We start from the raw sequence: 19,792 nt of genomic DNA on the forward strand, positions 1-19,792 counted from the left end.
AATCTCCGATCGTCATGGTTCCGTCGGGATGAATGGCTGGGGATGTGACTGGGGTGCGGCACAGCGGTCCGTCAGCGGCCCGACGAACGACCGGCCGAGTGCTGCTCGGCGTCGCCGCGGCGCTCGCCGTCGTGGCACCCACCGCGGCGGCCGTGCCGGTCGCCGCGCCCACGAACGGTGGACAGCTCGCCGGCGCGCCGATGGCGTTCGCCCCCGGTGACGCCGTCGCCCGCACCGACCAGGTCCGCGATGAGCAGTGGCAGCTCGACGAGTTGCAGGCCGAAACGGCGTGGCGCAGCTCGACCGGGCGGGGCGTGACCGTGGCGGTGGTCGACTCCGGAGTGGACGGCACGCATCCCGACCTGGTCGGTCAGGTGCTCCCCGGCAAGGACCTGGTCGGCGCCGGCGGCGCTCCGGGCCCGGACCCGGTGGGCCACGGCACCACTGTCGCCGGCCTGATCGCCGGGCGCAGTGACGACAAGCGGGGCGTGGTCGGCCTGGCACCGGACGCCCGGATCCTGCCGGTCCGGGTGCTGGACGAGGAGAACCGTTACGACGACGCGCTGATCGTCGCCCAGGGCGTGCGCTGGGCGGTCGACAACGGCGCCCGCGTGATCAACTTGTCGCTGGGTGGCAGCGGCGACAGCCCGGCCCTGGCCGCCGCCCTGGACTACGCGTTCGTCCGGGACGTGGTCGTGGTTGCCTGCACCGGCAACCTGGCCACCTCCACCAGCACCAAGGTCTGGTATCCGGCGCGGGAGCCGGGTGTGATCGCGGTGGCCGGTCTCGAACGCAGCAGCGACAACCTGTGGTCCGGGTCGATCACCGGCCGGGCGACGGTGCTCACCGCCCCCGCCAGCGGGCTGGTCGGCGCCAAGCCGCCCAGCGGGTACTGGCGGGTGCAGGGCACCAGCTTCGCCGCGCCGCTGGTGGCCGCGACCGCCGCGCTGGTCCGGTCCCGTTATCCGCAGATGCCGGCGGGTGAGGTGGTCAACCGGTTGTTGGCCACCGCCCGGGACCTCGGCCCGACCGGGCGGGACGACCGCTTCGGGTACGGGGTGGTCGACCCGGTGGCCGCGTTGACCGCCCAGGTGCCGCCGGTGACCGTCAACCCGCTCGACGATCAGACGTCGCCGGGCGTGACCGGCTTCGGTCCGGCGCCCGGCTCGGTCGACGACGGTCCGGTGTCCGGTGCCGGTAGCGATCCCCTGGGTCTCGCCGCGTCCGGTCAGCAGAGCCGGTGGACGGCTCGGGCGGCGGGCGGTGCGGACACCCCCGCGCCGGAGCAACTGGCGACCACCGTCGTGCTCCTGGTCGCGTTGGTCGCCGGGGCGGCGCTGGTGGTTCGCCGGCTCCGCCAGCGGACCCGTTGATCGCAGCCAACCGGTAGGCCTGACCGGCCGCCTGGTCGGGTAGAACAAAATCATGAGGACGCACCGGCCGCCCACGCTCGCCCCCACCGGCCGGCCGTCGTGGCGGCACCGCCGATTCGACCCGGACCACGCGCTGGGGCTACGGCTCACGCTCGCCGCGACGGCGGCGTTTCTGGTGCTGGTGCCGTTCGCGCTGCTCACACTGCTGGTGCTCGACGCCTGGGCACCGCTGCACCGGTTGGACACGACGGTCACCGACGCGCTGCACGGCTACGCCCAGGATCATCCCGCGTGGGTGGTGCTGATGCGGGTCTGGACCGAGGTGTTCGCCCCGATGCCGCTGCGCGCCGTCGTCCTGCTCCTGGTGGTCTGGTTGCTGCGCCGGGGCGCCCGCCGCCTGGCCCTCTGGGCGGCCACCACCATGGTCGTCGGCGGGTTGCTCGGTCCGCTGCTCAAGCTGCTGGTCAGCCGGGACCGACCGGAGCTGCTGGACCCGGTGGCCCGGGCCGCCGGTTACTCGTTCCCCTCCGGGCACGCGCTGAACGCCACCCTGGCCGCCGGGGTGCTGCTGCTGGTGCTCCTTCCGTACGCCCGGCGGTGGCCGGCGGGGGTGGCGCTCTGGGTCGCGGCGGTGCTGCTCACCGTGGTGACCGGCCTGAGCAGGGTGGCGCTCGGCGTGCACTTCACCAGCGACGTGGTGGGTGGATGGCTGCTCGGGGTGGCGGTGGTCGCGGCCACCACCGCCGCGTTCACCAGTTGGCGGGCACACACCGGGCTGCGGCCGGTCCGACCGATTCGCGACGGCGTCGCTCCCGAGGTCGAGCGACACCCCGGGGCTGCCTGAGGACTGACGACGGGGCCGGCCGGGTACTGGCGCACCCATGTCCGACCTCGTGCTCCAGATCGTTCGGCGGGTGCTGCTGCCAGTGTCCCTCCTGCTCGGACTCATGGTGCTGCTCGGGGTGCTGGTCACCCGGGTGTTCGCCCGCACCTGGCCGTTCACCGCAGAGGACACGGTGAACCGGGAACTGGCCGCCGACCGCACCGGTGACTGGAACAACGTCTCGCTGGTGTTCAGCACGCTGGCCAGCACCCAGATGATCGTCGTGGTGACAGTGCTGGTGGCGTTGGCGCTGCGGCTCTGGCTGAAGCGTTGGCGCGAGCCGCTGTTCCTGTGCGCGGCGGTGACCGCCCAGGCGCTGGTGTTCCTGCTGACCACTCTCGCGATCGACCGGCGGCGGCCGGCGGTGGAACACATGGACGTCTCGCCACCGACGTCGAGCTTTCCGTCCGGGCACACCTCGGCGGCGGTGGCGCTCTACGTCGGCATCGCCGTGCTGATGGCGTTGCGCGCCCGGAGCACCGGGGCGAAGGTCGCCTGGTGGACGCTGCTGCTGATGGTGCCGCTGGGCGTGGCGCTGACCCGGATGTACCGGGGGATGCACCATCCGAGCGACGTGGTGGCGTCCTTCGTCAATGGCGGCACCTGCGTCGCGATCATGGCTCGTGCGGTGCTGGACCGGGGGCTGCGATGGGGTCGGGCGAAGTTGCCGACGGCCGGGAGTCGCGCTCTGTCCGCTCAGACCTGAGCTGACCCGCGGCGACTCAGGTGCACTCGCCGGTGCCTACCTGCCGGTTGCGTTCGGCTCCCGCCAACGCCACCGGACGGGCCTCGGCCGCCGTCACCGCGAAACCGGTGTTCGGGTCGTCCGACGCCGCCGCGAAGATCACGCCGAGCACCAGGCCGTTGGCGGAGAGCAGCGGACCGCCCGAGTTGCCGCTGCGGACCAGCGCCCGGATCGTGTAGATCTCCCGGGTCACCTCGTTGGCGGAGTAGATGTCCGGGCCCTTGATCCGGTCGACGTCCCGGACCCGCGCCGACTGCGCGTTGTACGGGCCGTCGAGCGGGAAGCCGAGCACGATGGCGTCGGCGCCGCTGCCCGCGTTGCCGGCGGCGAACCGTAGGGACGGCCCGGGCAGTCCGGGTACCAGCAGCACCGCCAGGTCACGGTTCGGGTCGTAGACGACCACCTTGCCGTCGTACCGCTCGCCGCCCAGCTCCACGGCGACCGAGCGGGTGCCGGCCACGACGTGCGCGTTGGTCATCACCCGGTCGTCCGCGTAGACGAACCCGGAACCCTCGATCCGGCGCGAACAACTGGGCGCCGAGCCGAGCACCTTGACGACCGACTGCTGACCGCTGACCACCACCTGCGAGCCGGCCAGTGCCGGGTCCGGCGGGTCGACCTGCCGGGCCCGGGTAGGCGCCAGGTCGCCGAAGACGTCCGGGAAGCCGTCGGTGTCGACGGTGTCCTCCAACGCCGTGGACAACCGGTGGGCCTGCTCCGGTAGGACCTGGTTGACCACCGTGATCAACGCGCTGTTGCGGACCGAGGCGGCGAGCCAGGGCACCGAGGACGAGCCGAGCGGCACGGCCACCAGCCAGGCCAGCAGGAGCACCGCGAACAGCGAGACCAACGCCCCTCCGACGTCGTCGGCCCGTTTGCCCACGTCGCTGGTGATCGTCTTGCGCAGGTGCGAGCCGAGCCAACCGGCGAGCGCCTGCCCGACCACCGCCAGCCCGAAGATGGCCACGAGCGAGATCAGCACGCGGGTGCCGGCGTCCACGAACTGTCTGGCGAACAGCGGCCCGAGCTGGAGACCCAGCAGGAGACCCAGGAAGAAGCCGGACAACGACGTGACGCCGATGACGAAACCCTGGCGGTATCCGCTGATCGCGAACACGAGCATGAGCAGCAGCAGGACGAGATCCACGACGGACACGGGTCAAGCGTACGGGCAGTGTGCCCGGCGGATGACCATCGCTTGCGGAAGGTGACCGTGCGGTCAGCGCAAGGCGTTCTCGTCGGCCTCTTCGGTGCCGGCGGACGGGGCCGGTGTCGCCCCGCTCGGCGGAAGTTCCAGCACCCGGCCCGGCGACCACGGACGCGCCCAGCCGCCCATCTCGAGCAGGGTGGCGAGCACCCCCGCGGTGAAGCCCCAGACGAGCATCCCACGCGCCGAGAACGCCGGCCCGATCCAGCCGCTCGGGTGGCGGACCCGCAGTCGGTTGGCCGGATCGACCAGCTCGCTCACCGGCAGCCGGGCGACGTGTGCCACCTCGGCCGGCTCCCGTGGGTGCACCGGGTGCGGGTCGTGCCACCAGGCCAGCACCGGCGTGACCACGAAGTCGCTGACCGGGATCCACAGTTTCGGCAGCTCGGCCAGCACCGTCACGCTGGCCGGGTCGAGGCCCACCTCCTCGTTCGCCTCACGCAGGGCGGTGGCACGGACGTCGGCGTCCTCCGGGTCGGCCGCACCGCCGGGGAAGGCCGGCTGACCGGCGTGGTTGCGCAGGTTGGCGGCGCGTTGCAGGACCAGCACGTCGGGGCCCACGCCGGGCTGCTCGCCGAGCAGCACCAGCACAGCGCTCTCCCGACCGCCCTCGGCCGGGGTGGTGAGCCGGGTGAAGTCCTCGGCGCGGGCGGTGCCCAGCCGGGTCAGCAACGGTTCGATCCACTCGGGTGGCCGACGGGTCACGCCGGCACCGCCAGGTTGAGGTGCTGGCGGACCAGCGTGGCGAGCGTGGCGTCGTCGAGAGCGCCGGTGGCGTCGATGTGCCGGATCTGACCGTCGGCGGCGACGAAGAGGGTCAGCGGAATGGCATTGCGCCTCAACTCCCGCTGCAACGCCTCACCCTGGTCCACCAGCATCGGGAACCGGACGCCGAAGTCCTCGCCGATGGACTGCGCGCCGCTGCGGCTGTCCCGGCTGTTGACCCCGACCACCTGGAGCTGACCGGCGGCCCGCTCGCTGAGGCGTTGGAACGCGGGCAACTCCTTGCGGCACGGCGGGCACCACGACGCCCACACGTTGATCACCGCCGGTCCGGCCACCGCCCCCAGCGCGACGGGGGCACCGCCGGTGAAGCAGGAGAGCGTCAGCGCCGGCAGTGCCTGCCCACCGGCGGCGGGCGCTGACGTGCCGGAGCCGGGGGTCGCGGAGGTCGACGCGCCGGAGCCAGGGGTCGCGGCCGTGGGCGCGGTGCTCAGCGTGGCGCAGTCCCGGAACGGCGATGGCCGCTCGGCGGCGGCCGGACGGGGGGCCGGCTCGTCGTCGGCAGTGCCGCTGGTGCAGGCGGTGACGGCCAGCAGCAGTGGCAGGACGGCGAGGGCGAGGCGGCGGTTCACGGCACCTCCGCCGTGACCGCCTGCGCGGGCACCAACTCCGGGTCGACCCCGGCGGCCACCGCGAGGTCGCGTGCCCGAGGGCCCTTGAGCAGCTTGGCGGCGGCTGCCGGCTCGGTCGGGCCGGTGCCGTACGAGGGGCAGAGCCTGGCGAGCGTGCACGCCCCGCAGGCCGGTTTGCGGGCGTGGCAGACCCGTCGCCCGTGGAAGATGATCCGGTGCGAGAGCATGGTCCAGTCGCGCTTGTCGTACAGCGCGCCGATCGCGTGCTCGATCTTGACCGGGTCGGTCTCGGTGGTCAGCCCCCACCGGTGGACCAGCCGTTGGAAGTGCGTGTCGACGGTGATGCCCGGGACGTCGAAGGCGTTGCCGAGGATCACGTTGGCGGTCTTGCGGCCGATGCCGGGGAGCGTCACCAGGTCGACGAGCCGGCCGGGGACCCTGCCGTCGTACCGGTCGAGGAGGGCCTGACCGAGCTTGAGCAGCGAGTCGGTCTTGTTGCGGTAGAAGCCGGTGGGCCGGATCAGCTCCTCCATCTCGCCCCGGTCGGCGCCGGCGTACGCGGCCGCGTCGGGATAGCGGGCGAAGAGCTTCGGGGTGACCTCGTTGACTTTCTTGTCCGTGCACTGCGCGGACAGGATCGTGGCGACGGCCAACTCCAGAGCGTTGGAGTGGTCCAGCTCGCAATGCGCGTCGGGGTGCGTCTCGGCCAGCACCCGGCCGATCTTGCGGGCACGGCGTTTGCGCCCGAGGTCGGTCTCGCTGGCACCGGGAGGGCTACTGGTCACGACGGTCAGCCTACGTCGCACCCCGGACGTCCTCCTCGGGTCAGCCGGCGGTTGGCGGCGAGATCTTCCCCTGCCCGTCGAACCGGGCGCCGGCCTTCGGGAAGTCGGCGCGGCTCAACTCGGTGACCAGACCCAGGCCCCGGTCGTCCGGGTCCATCGTCGGCTTGCCGGCGGAGTTCATGTACGTGGAGGTGAACGAACCACCCGCCCAGCTACCGTCCGGCTTGAGCGACACCTTCAGCACCCCGCCCCAGCCGAGGCGACCGGCGTTGCTCAGCGAGTTGCCGCCGCCGGCGAAGTTGCCCAGGCTGTACGCGATCAGCCGGCCCTGGTAGAACTCCATCCCGCGCAGCACGTGCGGGCCGTGCCCGACGATCAGGTCAGCGCCGGCGTCGATCATCGCGTGTGAGAACTTCACCGGGTCGCCCCGGTTCTCGCCCAGGAACATCTCGGTGCCCGGCTTCACCCGGGTCTTGTCGGCGCCCTCGCCGCCCATGTGCACCTGCACCACGACCAGGTCGGCCATGGTGGCGGCCTTGGCAACGACTGTCTTCGCCTTGGCGATGTCGACGAGACTGTTGGACCAGACGTACGACGAGAAGCCGGCGACAGCGACCTTGACGCCCTTGACGTCGACCACGGTGATCTCGTTCGGCGCGCCGGTGTGCTCCAGCTCGTACTTCTGCAGCGCCTTCTGGGTGTTCTCGTAGCCCTTCGGGCCGTAGTCGTAGCCGTGGTTGTTGGCCTGGTTGAGCACGTCGAAGCCGGCGTCGCGCAGGTGCCCGGCGTACTCCGGCGGGGCGCGGAACTGGAAGCAGCGGGTGGAGTTCGCCCCGCACTTGCCGGTGCCGGTGTCGACGGTCAGCGGCTCCTCCAGGTTGCCCATCACCAGATCGGCCTTGAGCGCCTCGGTGACCGAGTTGAAGAAGCCCTTACCGCCGGCGGCGGGCAGCCGACTGGGCGCGTTGCCCATGATGATGTCGCCGGTGGCGGAGAGCGAGATCGCGCCACCCGCACCGGAGGAGGCGGGCCCGGTGGCCTTCGGGCCGGCGGTGGAGACCGGTGCGCCGGTGCCACCACCTCCCGCGCCGGGCTGCCAGACGGGTGCCTCACCACCGGGGTCGGCACAGCCGGCCACGAGGAGGGCGGCCAGCAGCGCGGCGAGGCCGAGGGCGACGCGGCGACGCGGGCGGGACGCGAGGGGGGCGGGAGCGTACATCGCCCGCGACCCTACCGGTCGTTAAACCCGCCGACGATGGCCGATCGGTTGGACTTTGCACCCTTGAGCTGCTCAGACCACGGCACGACCGGCCGGGCGCCGCCGGCCAGGACTGCCGCGTGCACCGCTCGGGCGAGCGGGGCGCCCCAGGTGGAGCGTGGCCCGCCGTACGCGGCCACCGGCCCGTCCACCGGGCAGAGCACGGTGACCGCGTCGGTGGGCGTGCCGGTCCCGGGCACCCCCAGCTCGGTGATCGCCTGGGTCTTCGCCTCGGTCGCGGTGGCCACCGCGTTGACGAGTGCCGAGTCGGCGAGCCGGGCCGGCACGTACACCACGATGTTGACTGTGCCGACGCGTTCGGCGAGCGCGGCCGGCGTCGGCGCGGCCGCGGGCACCGGCGTGCCGAGCCCGACCGTCGCCCAGGCCCGCACCCCGGTGTCGGTCCGCGCCACCACCTCGGCCACATCGACGCCGGTCAACAGACCGACCCCGGCGCCGTCGAGGGCCAGCTCAGCGGCGAGCGAGGCCAGGTGCGCCGCGGGGTCCTCCCGGTCGTACGACATCGGTACCGTCGCGTTCAGCACCCACCGCCGGACCCCGATGCCACCGCCCAGCGGGCCACTGCTCACCGCCCGCAGCGGGACGTCCGCGCGCCAGACGAGCAGCGGGACGTGCCGCCCGTCCTCGGCGCGGCTGGTCAGAATCGGCTCGCTTAGCACGTCGGGCAGGTTACGCCCAACGATCAAGATTCCAGGGGCGACCTCTGATTCATGCTCACGTGCGCCTAGACTTGGCGGCGCGCGAGGGGATCAGCGGACGGCGGCCCCGGCCGACGGACGGCACGCGCAACCGGAGGTGCGCAATGGACGAGGTACTGGCCCGCAGCGGGATCTTCCAGGGTGTTGACCCGGAAGCTGCCGAGGCGCTTGCCAAGGAGATGGAGACGATCGAGGTCCGCAAGGGCGAGATCGTCTTCAATGAGGGCGAGCCCGGTGACAGCCTCTACATCCTGCTGTCCGGGAAGATCAAGGTTGGTCGCCGCGCGGCGGACGGCCGGCAGAACCTGATCGCGGTGATGGGGCCGTCGGACATGGTCGGTGAGCTGTCGCTCTTCGACCCGGGTCCGCGTACGGCGACCGCTACCGCGGTGACCGACACCCGGCTGGTGCGGCTGCGTAAGCAGGCGCTGCGGCCGTGGCTCAACAACCGCCCGGAGATCGCCGAGCAGTTGCTCCGGGTGTTGGCCCGTCGACTGCGCCGGACCAACGACTCGCTCGCCGACCTGATCTTCACGGACGTGCCGGGCCGGGTCGCCAAGAACCTGCTGCAGATGGCGGGTCGCTTCGGCACCCGCGACGGTGGCGTTCTGCGGGTGACCCACGACCTCACCCAGGAGGAGATCGCCCAACTCGTCGGCGCCTCCCGGGAGACCGTGAACAAGGCGCTGGCCGACTTCGCCTCGCGCGGCTGGCTGCGCCTGGACGGCAAGAGCATCATCATTCTGGACCCGGAGCGCCTGGCCCGTCGCGCCCGCGTCTGAGCGGCACAGCACGTCCCCGCCTGCGGCCGGTGCCGGCCGCAGGCGGGGACGTTTGCCATCTGCCTGGCGCAGAATCGCTGGCCCCGAGGCGGTACCAGCGGTGAGGGTGGGGCCATGGTGAACCGTGTTGCGGTGCTCTCCGACATCCATGGTGTTCTGCCGGCGCTGGAGGCCGTACTGGCTGAGCCGGACGTCGCCACCGCCGATCTGATCGTGCTCACCGGTGACATCGCCGCGGGTCCGCAACCGGTCGAGGTGCTGGACGTGCTCACCGACCTTGGCGACCGGGTGTGCTGGGTCGGTGGCAACGCCGATCGCGAGCTGGTCGAGGCCCGGGCCGGGCATCCCGCGTCGATCGAGGTGTCGAACTGGGCCGCCGGGCAACTGCGTGACGACCAGGTGGCCCGGCTGGGCGCGCTGCCGGCGACGGTGACGTTGGAGGTAAACGGCCTCGGGCCGACGCTGTTCTGCCACGCGACGCCCCGCGACGACGAGGAGGTGGTGCTCGTCGACTCCCGGTTGGCCCGCTGGGCGGAGGTGTTCGACGGTCTTCCCGCCGAGGTTTCCACGGTGGTCTGCGGCCACACGCACATGCCCTTCACCCGGCTGGTCGACCGGCGGCTGGTGGTGAACCCGGGCAGCATCGGCATGCCGTACGGGGGCGCCGGAGCGTGGTGGGCGCTGCTCGGGCCGGGCGTCCAACTGCGCCGCACCGCCTTCGACGTGGACGCCGCCTGCGCGCGGGTGGCAGCGGAGTCGACCTTCCCCGATGCCGCCGCCTGGGCCGACGAGTACCTGCGCTCCCGACACAGCGACGCCGACGCGCTGACCGTCTTCGGCCCCCGCGACGGCCGCTGACCCGGCAGCCTGACGGCGCAACGGCGGCGGGCCGAGGCATGGAGCCGACGGTCCGAGACGGCGCACAGCCGACGGCCCGAGACGGCGCACAGTTGGCGGCCCGTCGCTGGGAAGACCGCCCGACAGCCGCTGACACGGCGTCCGGCGGTCGCCGAGCAGGCACCCGACGGCCACGCCGGCAGCACTCCGATTACGGGTCAGGGGCCCTTTGGAGCTGAATCGTTTGCGGCATCAGCGGTCGGTGATCGGCAGGCCGATCCAAGGCAAGGCCAGTGGGCAACGGGCAGTGGGCATCAGGCATCAGCAACGAGCAAGGAGCAAGGAGCAAGGGGCAAGGGGCAGCAGGCAGCGGGGCCGACGGGTGATTCGTTTGTGACATCAGCTCCAAAGCGAGGCCACTGCCCCCATGCCGTCTCCTGGGCGGCGCCACCGCCACGCCACGCCGTCACCATCCGCCGTCCCCCACCCATCCGCGTCCCATCACCACCCGCCGGCCCATCACCACCCGCCGTCCCAACACCCACCCCGCCGCGCCATGGCCCACCCGAAGTCCCGTCACCCGTCCACTGCGCCTTCGCGGGGCCCGAGCCCGCCCGGCTCGCGCCCGAGCGACACGGGCCTAGAAAAAGTCAGTCTTGACTGTTTGTTTCGTAGGCCCCAGGCTGTTCGCGTGCCCCCCGCATCGACGCGTGTCCCCCAGCAGGAACGCAGCCGCGCCACCCAGGCCCGGCTGCTGGAGGCGACCGTCGACTGCCTGATCGAGCACGGTTGGTCCGGCACCACGACCACCGTCGTCGCGGCGCGGGCCGGTGTTTCCCGTGGGGCTCAGCTGCACCACTACCCGACGAAGGCGGCGCTGGTCACGGCCGCCGTGGCTCACCTGGCCGAGCGTCGGGCCGACGAGTTGCGCACCGAGGCCGAAGCGTTACCTGCTGGCCCACAACGGTTGGACCGGGTCGTCGACCTGCTCGCCGTGGCGTTCACCGGTCCGCTTTTCGTGGCCGCGCTTGAGCTCTGGGTCGCCGCCCGCACCGACCGGGAACTCCGCGACGCCCTGGTGCCGCTGGAGGCGACGGTCGGGCGGGAGATGCACCGGCTCACCGTCGCCCTGCTCGGTGTCGACGAGCGTCGACCCGGCGTCCGCGAAGCGGTGCAGGCCACCCTCGACCTGCTCCGCGGGCTCGGGGTGGCCAACCTGCTCAGCGACGACTCGGCCCGCCGGGCCGCCCTGCTGACCACCTGGAAGCGCCAGCTCACCACTCTGCTCACCCCCTGACCGCCGGCCGCACCGGCCCCCACCGACCGGAGGCACCATGGTCGACCTCAGCGACCTGCTCACGGACCTGGCCGACGAGTCCGCCCAGCTGGACGCCCTGGTGGCCACACTGCCCGCAGCCGACTGGGCGAGGCCGACCCCCGCGCCGGGCTGGAGCATCGGGCATCAGATCGCACACCTCGCCTGGACCGACCACGTGGCACTGTTGGCCGCCACCGACGCGGAGGCGTTCTACGCGACGGTGACCTCCGCGCCGGACGTGACGCGGATGGTCGACGCGGGGGCCGAGGAGTTCCTGGCACCGCCGGCCGAGCTGCTCGCCCGCTGGCGGGCCGGACGAACCGCGCTCGTCGACGCGCTGGCCGCCGTTCCGGCCGGTGACAAACTGCCCTGGTACGGCACCCGGATGTCGGCCACCTCGATGGCCACCGCCCGGCTCATGGAGACCTGGGCACACGGCGGGGACGTCGCCGACGCCCTCGGCGTGGTCCGCCCCGACAGCGACCGGCTTCGGCACGTGGCGCACCTGGGCGTGCGTACCCTCGGGCACGGTTTCATCGCGCACGGCCGGGAGGCGCCGACGGCGCCGGTCCGGGTCGAGCTGGTCGGGCCCGGCGGCGACACGTGGAGCTGGGGCCCGGCGGACGCCGCCGACCGGGTCACCGGCCCGGCCCGGGACTTCTGCCAGCTGGTCACCCAGCGCCGACACCGTGCGGACCTCGCACTGGTCGCCACCGGGCCGGTCGCCGACGACTGGCTCGACGTGGCACAGGCCTTCGCCGGGCCGCCGGGTGACGGCCGCAAGCCGGCCGGCGGGAACGGGGTACGGGCATGATCCGTATCGGCAACGCCTCCGGCTTCTACGGCGACCGGTTCACCGCCTGGCGGGAGATGCTCGACGGCGGTGAGCTGGACGTGCTGACCGGCGACTACCTGGCCGAGTTGACCATGCTGATCCTGGCCCGGGATCGTCTCCGTGACAGCGACCTGGGCTACGCGAAGACGTTCCTGCGGCAACTGGAGACCTGCCTCGGCACCGCCCTCGACCGAGGGGTGCGGATCGTGACCAACGCCGGCGGGTTGAACCCGGCCGGCCTGGCCGCGGCCATCGAGAAGCTCGCCAACCGGCTCGGCCTGCCGGCCCGGATCGGATACGTCGAGGGCGACACGATCCAGCGGCCGGACGCGTTGAGCGCTAACGCCTACCTCGGCGCGTTCGGGATCGCCGCCTGCCTGGACGCGGGTGCCGACGTGGTGGTCACCGGCCGGGTCACCGACGCGTCGCTGGTGGTCGGCCCGGCCATCGCCTGGTACGGGTGGGGCCGCGACGACCTCGACGAGCTGGCCGGGGCCACCGTCGCGGGGCACCTCGTCGAGTGCGGCGCACAGGTCACCGGCGGCAACTTCAGCTTCTTCACCGAACTGCCCGACGGCGGTCACCGGCCCGGGTTCCCGATCGTCGAGGTGCACTCCGACGGCTCGTCGGTGGTCACCAAACATCCGGGCACCGGTGGCGCGGTCACCGTGGAGACGGTCACCGCCCAACTGCTCTACGAGATCGGCGGGCCGTCCTATCTCGGGCCGGATGTGGTCACCCGACTGGACACCGTGGCGCTGCACGCCGACGGGCCGGACCGGGTCCGGGTCTCCGGCGTACGGGGCACGCCGCCACCGCCAACCCTCAAGGTGGGCGTCAACAACCTCGGCGGCTTCCGCAACTCGATGACGTTCGTCCTCTGCGGTCTGCACATCGAGGCGAAGGCGGCACTGGTCCGAGGGCAGATCGAGGAGGCGGTGGGCGCTGACGGGCTGGAGTTCACGCTGGCCCGCACCGACCACGAGAACGCCGCCGACACCGAGGCGGCCAGCGCCCTGCTGCACGTACACCTGCGTGACGGCGACAAGACGCGGGCCGGTCGGGCGTTCTCGGCCGCCGCGGTGGAGTTGGCCCTGGCCTCGTACCCGGGCTGCACCCTGACCACGGTGCCCGGCGACGCGACACCGTACGGCGTCTTCACCGCCGACGCGGTGCCGCAGGACGCGGTGGCGCACGTCGCGGTGCTGCCCGGTGGCGAGCGGGTGCCGATCGCCCCGCCGATCCGCACCGCCCCCACAGCGCAGGACGAGCCCGCCTCGGGTGACGAGGTGGCGGTCAACGGCTCGACCCGGCGCGGGGCGCTCGGCGAGGTGGTCGGCGCGCGCTCCGGGGACAAGGGCGGGGATGCCAACCTCGGTGTCTGGGCGCGTTCCGACGCCGGGTACGCCTGGCTGCGGGCCTGGCTGACAGTCGACCGGCTGGCGGAACTACTGCCGGAGACCGCGCCGCTGACCGTGCGGCGCTACGAGTTGTCGAACCTGCGTGCTGTCAACTTCGTGATCGAGGGTCTGCTCGGCGCGGGGGTGGCCGCGTCCACCCGGTTCGACCCGCAGGCCAAGGCGCTCGGCGAGCTGCTGCGCGCCCGGATCGTCGACCTGCCGGCCGACCTGTCGACGGAGGCGCGATGAGCATCGTGGACACCCCGGAGCGCCGGCAACTGCGCGAACTGACCCGGGCGTTCGTGACCCGGGAGGTGTTGCCGCACCTGGACGACTGGGAGCGGGCCGGCGAGGTGCCCCGGGCGTTGCACGCGACCGCCGCGAAGCTCGGCCTGCTCGGCATCGGCTTCCCGGAGTCGGTCGGTGGCAGCGGCGGTGACCTGCTCGACTCGATCATCGTGACCGAGGAGCTGATCCGCTCCGGCGGCTCGTCCGGGCTGGTGGCGGCCCTGTTCACGCACGGGATCGCGTTGCCGCACATGGTCGCGGCGGCCGGTGCCCGCACCGGCGGCTCGCTGGGCGGTCGGCTCGGCGGCACCGCGTCCCCAGCCGACGACAGCCTGATCGAGCGGTACGTCCGGCCCACCCTGTCCGGCACGATGATCGGGGCGCTGGCCATCACCGAGCCGGACGGCGGTTCGGACGTGGCGGGCATCCGCACGACCGCCCGCCGCGACGGCGACCACTACGTGGTGAACGGGTCGAAGACGTACATCACCAGCGGCCACCGGGCCGACTTCGTGACCACCGCCGTGTGTACCGACTTCCCCGGCAGCGGTGAACTCACCCTGCTGGTCATCGACAAGGGGTCGCCCGGGTTCACCGTGGGACGCCGGTTGGAGAAGCTGGGCTGGCACTGCTCGGACACCGCCGAGCTGTCCTTCGCTGACGTACGGGTGCCGGTCGCCAACCGGATCGGCGCGGAGAACACCGGCTTCCTGGCGATCATGCAGCACTTCGCTGCGGAACGGCTGTCGCTGGCGACCCAGGCGTACGCGACCGCGCAGCGCTGCGTCGAGCTGGCGGTGCGTTGGTGCCGGGACCGGGAGACCTTCGGGCGTCCGCTGGCCAGCCGGCAGCTGATCAGGCACCGGTTGGCCGAGATGCACACCCGCACCGAGGCGGCCCGGTCGTACGTGCACGACGTCGCCGCTCGGGTGGCTGCCGGCGAGCCGGTGGTGACCGAGGTGGCGATGGCCAAGAACATGGCGGTGGCCGCCTGCGACCACGTCGTCGACCAGGCGTTGCAGCTGCACGGCGGCTTCGGCTACCTGCGCGACGCCGAGGTGGAGCGGCACTACCGCGACGCGCGGATCCTCGGCATCGGCGGCGGCACCACCGAGATCATGAACGAGATCATCGCGAAGGGCATGGGCTTATGACGATCCTGGACAGCTCGGTCGACCCGTCCGCGCCCTCGTATGTGGCGAACCGGGCGGCGTTGCTGGAGCGGCTGGCCGAGTTGGACGCCGCGCTGGACCAGGCGCGGGCCGGTGGTGGCGAGAAGTACGTGACCCGGCACCACGCCCGCGGCAAGCTGCTCCCCCGGGAGCGGATCGAGCTGCTGGTGGACGCCGACAGCCCTTTCCTGGAGTTGTCGCCGGTCGCCGCGTACGGCTCGGACTTCCCCGTCGGAGCCAGCGTGGTCACCGGTATCGGGGTGGTCGAGGGCGTGGAGTGCCTGATCGTCGCGAACGATCCGACCGTACGCGGCGGCGCTGTCAATCCGTGGTCGCTGGCGAAGACCCGGCGGGCCGGCGAGATCGCGCTGGCCAACCGGCTGCCCATGGTCAACCTGGTCGAGTCGGCCGGGGCGGATCTGCCCACCCAGGCGGAGATCTTCATCCCCGGTGGTCGGGTGTTTCGTGACCTGACCCGGCTCTCGGCGGCGGGCATCCCCACTGTCAGCGTGGTCTTCGGCAACGCGACGGCCGGTGGCGCGTACGTGCCGGGGATGTCCGATCACGTGATCATGATTCGGGACCGGTCCCAGGTCTACCTGGCCGGTCCGCCGCTGGTGAAGATGGCGACCGGCGAGGTCACCGACGACGAGTCGTTGGGTGGCGCGGCGATGCACGCCGGCACGTCCGGGCTCGCCGACTACCTGGCCGCCGACGAGCGGGACGGCATCCGGCTGGCCCGGCAGTGTGTCCGCCGGCTGAACTGGCGTAAGCAGGGCCCGTCGCCGCGTACGGCGGTGCCGCAGCCGCCGAAGTACGACCCGGAGGAGTTGCTCGGCATCACCAGCGCCGACCTGAAGGTGCCGTTCGACCCCCGGGAGGTGCTGGCCCGGATCCTCGACGGCAGCGACTTCGACGAGTTCAAGCCGGCGTACGGGGACGCGCTGGTCACCGGTTGGGGCGAGCTGCACGGGTACCCGGTGGGGGTGCTGGCGAACGCCCGAGGGGTGCTGTTCAGCGCGGAGGCGCAGAAGGCGGCCCAGTTCATCCAGCTCGCGAACGCCTCGGACACCCCGTTGATCTTCTTGCAGAACACCACCGGCTACATGGTCGGCACCGAGTACGAGCAGCGCGGCATCATCAAGCACGGCGCCCTGATGATCAACGCGGTGTCGAACTCGACGGTGCCGCACCTGACGGTGAACCTGGGTGCCTCGTACGGGGCGGGCAACTACGGCATGTGCGGCCGGGCGTACGAGCCGAGGTTCCTGTTCACCTGGCCGAACGCGAAGTCGGCGGTGATGGGCCCGGCGCAGCTGGCGGGGGTGCTGTCCATCGTGGCCCGGCAGGCGGCTGCCGCCCGGGGGCGCGACTACGACGAGGAGTCCGACGCGGCGATGCGGATGATGGTCGAGCAGCAGATCGAGTCGCAGTCCGGGGCACTCTTCCTCTCCGGCCGGCTCTACGACGACGGGGTGATCGATCCTCGGGACACCCGGACCGTCCTCGGGCTCTGCCTCTCGGCGATCCACAACGGACCCGTCAAGGGTGCCGACGGCTACGGCATCTTCCGGATGTGAGGGGTCAATCGATGATCGAACGCTTGCTCGTGGCCAACCGGGGCGAGATCGCCCGTCGGATCTTCGCCACCTGCCGTGCGATGGGCGTGCAGACCGTCGCCGTGCACTCGGACGCGGACGGGGACGCGCCGTTTGTCGCCGAAGCCGACCAGGCGGTCCGGCTGCCCGGGAACACGCCGGCCGAGACGTACCTGCGGGTGGATCTGATCCTGGACGCGGCCCGGCGCACCGGCGCGGACGCCGTCCATCCCGGTTACGGGTTTCTCGCCGAGAACGCCGAGTTCGCGGCGGCGGTGACCGACGCCGGCCTGACCTGGGTCGGGCCGCCGGTCAAGGTGATCGCCGCGATGGGCGACAAGCTGGCGGCGAAGGCGTTGCTCGCCGAGGCGGGCGTGCCGATGCTGCCCAGTTGGACCGACCCGGACGAGATCACGGACTTCCCGGTGCTGCTGAAGGCGTCGGCCGGCGGTGGCGGCCGGGGGATGCGGATCGTCCGGGCCGCCGACGAGCTGGCCGAGGCGGTCGCCTCCGCGCGCCGCGAGGCGGCTGCCGCGTTCGGCGACGGCACTGTCTTCATCGAGCGGTACGTCGAGCGCGGCCGGCACGTCGAGGTGCAGATCTTCGGCGACACCCACGGTCGGGTGGTGGCGCTCGGCGACCGGGAATGCTCGATCCAGCGGCGGCACCAGAAGATCGTCGAGGAGGCACCGGCGGTCGTACCGGAGCGGGTGCGGACGGCGTTGCACGAGGCGGCGGTGGCGGCCGGGCGGGCGGTGGACTACCTGGGCGCGGGCACTGTGGAGTTCCTGCTCGCCCCGGGTGGCGAGTTCTTCTTCCTGGAGATGAACACCCGGCTCCAGGTGGAGCACCCGGTCACCGAGTTGTGCACCGGCCTGGATCTGGTGGGGTTGCAACTGCTCGTCGCCGAGGGTGGGCCGCTGCCGGCGGACCTTCCGGGGAGCACCGGGCACGCGATCGAGGTGCGCCTGTGCGCCGAGGACGCGGCGGCGGGGTGGCGGCCGGACACCGGGACGCTGCACCGGTTCAGCGTCGGCGCGGTGGTGACCGAGTTCGGTGGGCTGGCCGGGCCGGGGCTGCGGCTCGACTCGGGTGTGGTGGCCGGCTCGGTGGTCGGGGTGCACTACGACTCGATGCTCGCGAAGCTGATCGCCTGGGGTCGTACCCGGGCGGAGGCGACCCGGCTGCTGGCCGGCGCGCTGACCCGGGCCGAGCTGCACGGGGTGACCACCAACCGGGACCTGCTGGTCCGGGTGCTGCGCAGCCCCGCGTTCGCCGCCGTGGAGATCGACACGGGTTTCCTGGACCGGCACCCGGAGGTCTTCGACCCACTGCTCCCCACCGAGCAGGTGCCGCTCACCGCCCTCGCCGCCGCGCTGGCGGGCGCGGCGCACCGTCGGGCGACCGCGCCGGTGCTGTCCGGGCTCCCTTCCGGGTGGCGCAACGTGCCCGCCGTCCCGCAGGTCACCCGCCTCGTCCAGTCGGACGGCCACGAGATCGAGGTCCGCTACCGCCTGGACCGGACCGGCCGGCTCGCGGACTGGGGCAGCACAGCCCCGGGCTCCGACGCCGCTGGGTCGGCGGACCCGCCGGCAGTGGCGCTGGTTCAGGCCGCAGCGGACCGGGTGGTGCTCGACGTCGACGGGGTTCGGCGCGGGTACCGCGTACACCGGGTGGGGTCGGCTGTCTTCGTGGACGGCCCGGACGGGGCGGCGAGCCTGACCGAGCTGCCGCGCCTTCCCCTGCCCACGACGGAAGTGGGTGCGGGGTCGCTGCTCGCGCCGCTGCCCGGCGCCGTGACCCGGGTGCACGTCCAGGTCGGCCAGCGGGTCAGGGCCGGCGATCCGCTGCTCACGTTGGAAGCGATGAAGCTCGAACATCCCGTGCTCGCCCCGATCGACGGTGTGGTCGCCGAGTTGCCGGTGCCGACCGGTGGTCAGGTGCAGGCGGGCGCAGTGCTGGCCGTCATCGACAGCTCCCCCGCATCCGCCGATCTGGAGCCGTCGAATCCCGAGGAGGACCCCCGATGACCTTCGACCTCAGCCCCGAGCAGGACCAGTTGCGCGACGCCGTGCGGGCCCTGGGCCGCCGCTACGGCCACGGCTACTTCGTCGAGAAGGCGAAGGCCGGTGAGCACACCACCGAGTTGTGGGCCGAGGCGGGACGGCTCGGCTACCTGGGGGTCAACATCCCCACCGAGTACGGTGGCGGGGGCGGCGGCATCACCGAACTGGCCATCGTCTGCGAGGAGTTGGCGGCGGCCGGTTGCCCGTTGCTGCTGCTGGTGGTCTCCCCAGCCATCGCGGCGACCGTGATCAACCGACACGGCACCGAGGAGCAGCGCAAACGGCACCTGCCGGGCCTGGCCGACGGCTCCCAGAAGATCGTCTTCGCGATCACCGAGCCGGAGGCCGGTTCCAACTTCCACCGGCTCGGCACGGTGGCCCGGCGCGACGGTGACGACTGGGTGCTCAACGGTCGCAAGTGCTACATCTCCGGAGTCGACGAGGCCGGGCACGTGCTGGTGGTGGCGCGTACCGAGGATTCCTCGACCGGCAAGCTCAAGCCGGCGTTGTTCCTGGTGCCGACCGACGCGGCCGGGCTGACCCGGTCCAAGCTGGACATGGAGATCGTGTCTCCGGAGAACCAGTTCCTGCTCTACCTGGACGACGTGCGGGTGCCCGCCGACGCGCTGCTCGGTGAGTCGCTGGACGCGGGACTGCCGGCACTCTTCGCCGGGCTCAACCCGGAGCGGATCACGGTGGCCGCGATGGGCGCCGGCACCGGCCGGTACGCCATCGAGCGGGCCAGCGAGTACACCGCCACCCGCAAGGTCTGGGGTGGTCGGACCATCGGCACCCACCAGGGCGTGTCGCACCCGCTGGCCCACGCGGCGGTGCAGGTGGAGCTGGCCCGGCTCATGATCCAGAAGGCGGCCACGCTGTACGACGCCGGCCGCGACCTGGAGGCCGGGGTGTCCGGCAACATGGCCAAGTACGCGGCCGGTGAGGCCGCCGCGCTCGCCGTGGACACCGCCGTCCAGGTGCTCGGCGGGGCCGGCATGACCACCGAGTACGGGGTGGCGACCCTGCTCGGCGCGGTCCGGGCCGGCCGGATCGCCCCGGTCAGCCGCGAGATGATCCTCAACTTCGTGGCCCAACACGTCCTCGGCCAGGACAAGTCGTACTGACCCGGCCTGCACGGCCACGCCGATCTTGCAGTTTCGGTCGTCGATAT

Annotated in this window: 18 protein-coding genes; 12 read left to right on the forward strand and 6 right to left on the reverse strand. The window is 72.4% G+C overall.

Annotation, left to right across the window (positions count from 1 at the left end; genetic code table 11):
* The first annotated feature begins 32 nt into the window (after positions 1-32).
* From mycP to KBX26_RS05840, 3 genes are read left to right on the forward strand one after another with little or no spacing between them, the layout of a single operon-like run.
* Entirely contained in the window at positions 33-1,373 is a 1,341-nt protein-coding gene (mycP, locus tag KBX26_RS05830) for a type VII secretion-associated serine protease mycosin (protein WP_030328020.1), read from the forward strand.
* Between the two features lie 52 nt (positions 1,374-1,425).
* Entirely contained in the window at positions 1,426-2,217 is a 792-nt protein-coding gene (locus tag KBX26_RS05835) for a phosphatase PAP2 family protein (protein ID WP_210864880.1), read from the forward strand.
* Between the two features lie 37 nt (positions 2,218-2,254).
* A complete protein-coding gene (locus tag KBX26_RS05840; RefSeq protein WP_210864881.1) occupies positions 2,255-2,962 on the forward strand; it encodes a phosphatase PAP2 family protein in 708 nt (235 codons plus the stop codon).
* A 16-nt stretch (positions 2,963-2,978) separates the two neighbouring features.
* On the opposite strand, the gene KBX26_RS05845 is transcribed toward KBX26_RS05840, so the two are convergent.
* The 6 genes from KBX26_RS05845 to KBX26_RS05870 form a co-directional block, all read right to left on the reverse strand.
* A complete protein-coding gene (locus KBX26_RS05845) occupies positions 2,979-4,157 on the reverse strand; it encodes a MarP family serine protease (RefSeq protein WP_030328027.1) in 1,179 nt (392 codons plus the stop codon).
* Between the two features lie 63 nt (positions 4,158-4,220).
* Positions 4,221-4,913 carry a CoA pyrophosphatase gene (locus KBX26_RS05850; RefSeq protein WP_030328028.1) on the reverse strand — a complete coding sequence of 231 codons (693 nt, stop codon included), beginning with the start codon at positions 4,911-4,913 and terminating at the stop codon, positions 4,221-4,223.
* Positions 4,910-5,563, reverse strand: coding sequence for a TlpA disulfide reductase family protein (locus KBX26_RS05855; RefSeq protein ID WP_210859676.1), 654 nt, complete (start codon positions 5,561-5,563; stop codon positions 4,910-4,912). The genes KBX26_RS05850 and KBX26_RS05855 overlap by 4 nt, the downstream gene beginning before the upstream one ends.
* Entirely contained in the window at positions 5,560-6,348 is a 789-nt protein-coding gene (gene nth, locus KBX26_RS05860) for an endonuclease III (RefSeq protein WP_030328031.1), read from the reverse strand. Before nth ends, KBX26_RS05855 begins: the two co-directional genes overlap by 4 nt.
* Before the next feature lie 40 nt (positions 6,349-6,388).
* Positions 6,389-7,567: a CapA family protein gene (locus KBX26_RS05865; RefSeq protein ID WP_030328033.1), complete on the reverse strand. Its 1,179-nt coding sequence runs from the start codon at positions 7,565-7,567 to the stop codon at positions 6,389-6,391.
* Between the two features lie 11 nt (positions 7,568-7,578).
* Positions 7,579-8,286 carry an adenosylcobinamide amidohydrolase gene (locus tag KBX26_RS05870; RefSeq protein ID WP_210864882.1) on the reverse strand — a complete coding sequence of 236 codons (708 nt, stop codon included), beginning with the start codon at positions 8,284-8,286 and terminating at the stop codon, positions 7,579-7,581.
* A gap of 143 nt (positions 8,287-8,429) precedes the next feature.
* Here KBX26_RS05870 and KBX26_RS05875 point away from each other — a divergent pair, with 143 nt between their 5' ends.
* From KBX26_RS05875 to KBX26_RS05915, 9 genes are all read left to right on the forward strand, one after another.
* Positions 8,430-9,107 (forward strand): Crp/Fnr family transcriptional regulator, encoded by a 678-nt coding sequence (locus KBX26_RS05875; RefSeq protein WP_007466162.1) that lies wholly within the window; start codon positions 8,430-8,432, stop codon positions 9,105-9,107.
* Between the two features lie 114 nt (positions 9,108-9,221).
* On the forward strand, positions 9,222-9,965 hold the full coding sequence (locus tag KBX26_RS05880) for a metallophosphoesterase (protein ID WP_210864883.1): 744 nt from the start codon (positions 9,222-9,224) through the stop codon (positions 9,963-9,965).
* Positions 9,966-10,635: 670 nt separating this feature from the next.
* On the forward strand, positions 10,636-11,241 hold the full coding sequence (locus tag KBX26_RS05885) for a TetR/AcrR family transcriptional regulator (protein ID WP_030328039.1): 606 nt from the start codon (positions 10,636-10,638) through the stop codon (positions 11,239-11,241).
* A 37-nt stretch (positions 11,242-11,278) separates the two neighbouring features.
* A complete protein-coding gene (locus KBX26_RS05890) occupies positions 11,279-12,076 on the forward strand; it encodes a TIGR03084 family metal-binding protein (protein ID WP_030328041.1) in 798 nt (265 codons plus the stop codon).
* On the forward strand, positions 12,073-13,746 hold the full coding sequence (locus tag KBX26_RS05895; protein ID WP_210864884.1) for an acyclic terpene utilization AtuA family protein: 1,674 nt from the start codon (positions 12,073-12,075) through the stop codon (positions 13,744-13,746). Before KBX26_RS05890 ends, KBX26_RS05895 begins: the two co-directional genes overlap by 4 nt.
* On the forward strand, positions 13,743-14,939 hold the full coding sequence (locus KBX26_RS05900; protein WP_210864885.1) for an acyl-CoA dehydrogenase family protein: 1,197 nt from the start codon (positions 13,743-13,745) through the stop codon (positions 14,937-14,939). The genes KBX26_RS05895 and KBX26_RS05900 overlap by 4 nt, the downstream gene beginning before the upstream one ends.
* Positions 14,936-16,537, forward strand: a complete 1,602-nt coding sequence (locus tag KBX26_RS05905) for an acyl-CoA carboxylase subunit beta (protein WP_210864886.1) — start codon at positions 14,936-14,938, stop codon at positions 16,535-16,537. The genes KBX26_RS05900 and KBX26_RS05905 overlap by 4 nt, the downstream gene beginning before the upstream one ends.
* Positions 16,538-16,548: 11 nt before the next feature.
* Positions 16,549-18,585, forward strand: a complete 2,037-nt coding sequence (locus tag KBX26_RS05910) for a biotin carboxylase N-terminal domain-containing protein (RefSeq protein WP_210864887.1) — start codon at positions 16,549-16,551, stop codon at positions 18,583-18,585.
* Positions 18,582-19,745 carry an acyl-CoA dehydrogenase family protein gene (locus KBX26_RS05915; protein ID WP_210864888.1) on the forward strand — a complete coding sequence of 388 codons (1,164 nt, stop codon included), beginning with the start codon at positions 18,582-18,584 and terminating at the stop codon, positions 19,743-19,745. The genes KBX26_RS05910 and KBX26_RS05915 overlap by 4 nt, the downstream gene beginning before the upstream one ends.
* Positions 19,746-19,792 lie beyond the last annotated feature (47 nt).

Source organism: Micromonospora sp. C97 (genome assembly GCF_018070385.1).
In the GTDB taxonomy this organism is placed as follows: domain Bacteria; phylum Actinomycetota; class Actinomycetes; order Mycobacteriales; family Micromonosporaceae; genus Micromonospora; species Micromonospora parva.

What these genes read in the sequence shown, in the direction of transcription:
- KBX26_RS05840 (WP_210864881.1), top strand. Translation starts at nt 2,255, where the DNA reads ATGTCCGACCTCGTGCTCCAGATCGTTCGGCGGGTGCTGCTGCCAGTG.
- KBX26_RS05875 (WP_007466162.1), top strand. Translation starts at nt 8,430, where the DNA reads ATGGACGAGGTACTGGCCCGCAGCGGGATCTTCCAGGGTGTTGACCCG.
- KBX26_RS05905 (WP_210864886.1), top strand. Translation starts at nt 14,936, where the DNA reads ATGACGATCCTGGACAGCTCGGTCGACCCGTCCGCGCCCTCGTATGTG.
- KBX26_RS05865 (WP_030328033.1), bottom strand. Translation starts at nt 7,567, where the DNA reads ATGTACGCTCCCGCCCCCCTCGCGTCCCGCCCGCGTCGCCGCGTCGCC.
- KBX26_RS05910 (WP_210864887.1), top strand. Translation starts at nt 16,549, where the DNA reads ATGATCGAACGCTTGCTCGTGGCCAACCGGGGCGAGATCGCCCGTCGG.
- mycP (WP_030328020.1), top strand. Translation starts at nt 33, where the DNA reads ATGGCTGGGGATGTGACTGGGGTGCGGCACAGCGGTCCGTCAGCGGCC.
- KBX26_RS05890 (WP_030328041.1), top strand. Translation starts at nt 11,279, where the DNA reads ATGGTCGACCTCAGCGACCTGCTCACGGACCTGGCCGACGAGTCCGCC.
- KBX26_RS05880 (WP_210864883.1), top strand. Translation starts at nt 9,222, where the DNA reads ATGGTGAACCGTGTTGCGGTGCTCTCCGACATCCATGGTGTTCTGCCG.
- KBX26_RS05895 (WP_210864884.1), top strand. Translation starts at nt 12,073, where the DNA reads ATGATCCGTATCGGCAACGCCTCCGGCTTCTACGGCGACCGGTTCACC.
- KBX26_RS05835 (WP_210864880.1), top strand. Translation starts at nt 1,426, where the DNA reads ATGAGGACGCACCGGCCGCCCACGCTCGCCCCCACCGGCCGGCCGTCG.
- KBX26_RS05915 (WP_210864888.1), top strand. Translation starts at nt 18,582, where the DNA reads ATGACCTTCGACCTCAGCCCCGAGCAGGACCAGTTGCGCGACGCCGTG.
- KBX26_RS05900 (WP_210864885.1), top strand. Translation starts at nt 13,743, where the DNA reads ATGAGCATCGTGGACACCCCGGAGCGCCGGCAACTGCGCGAACTGACC.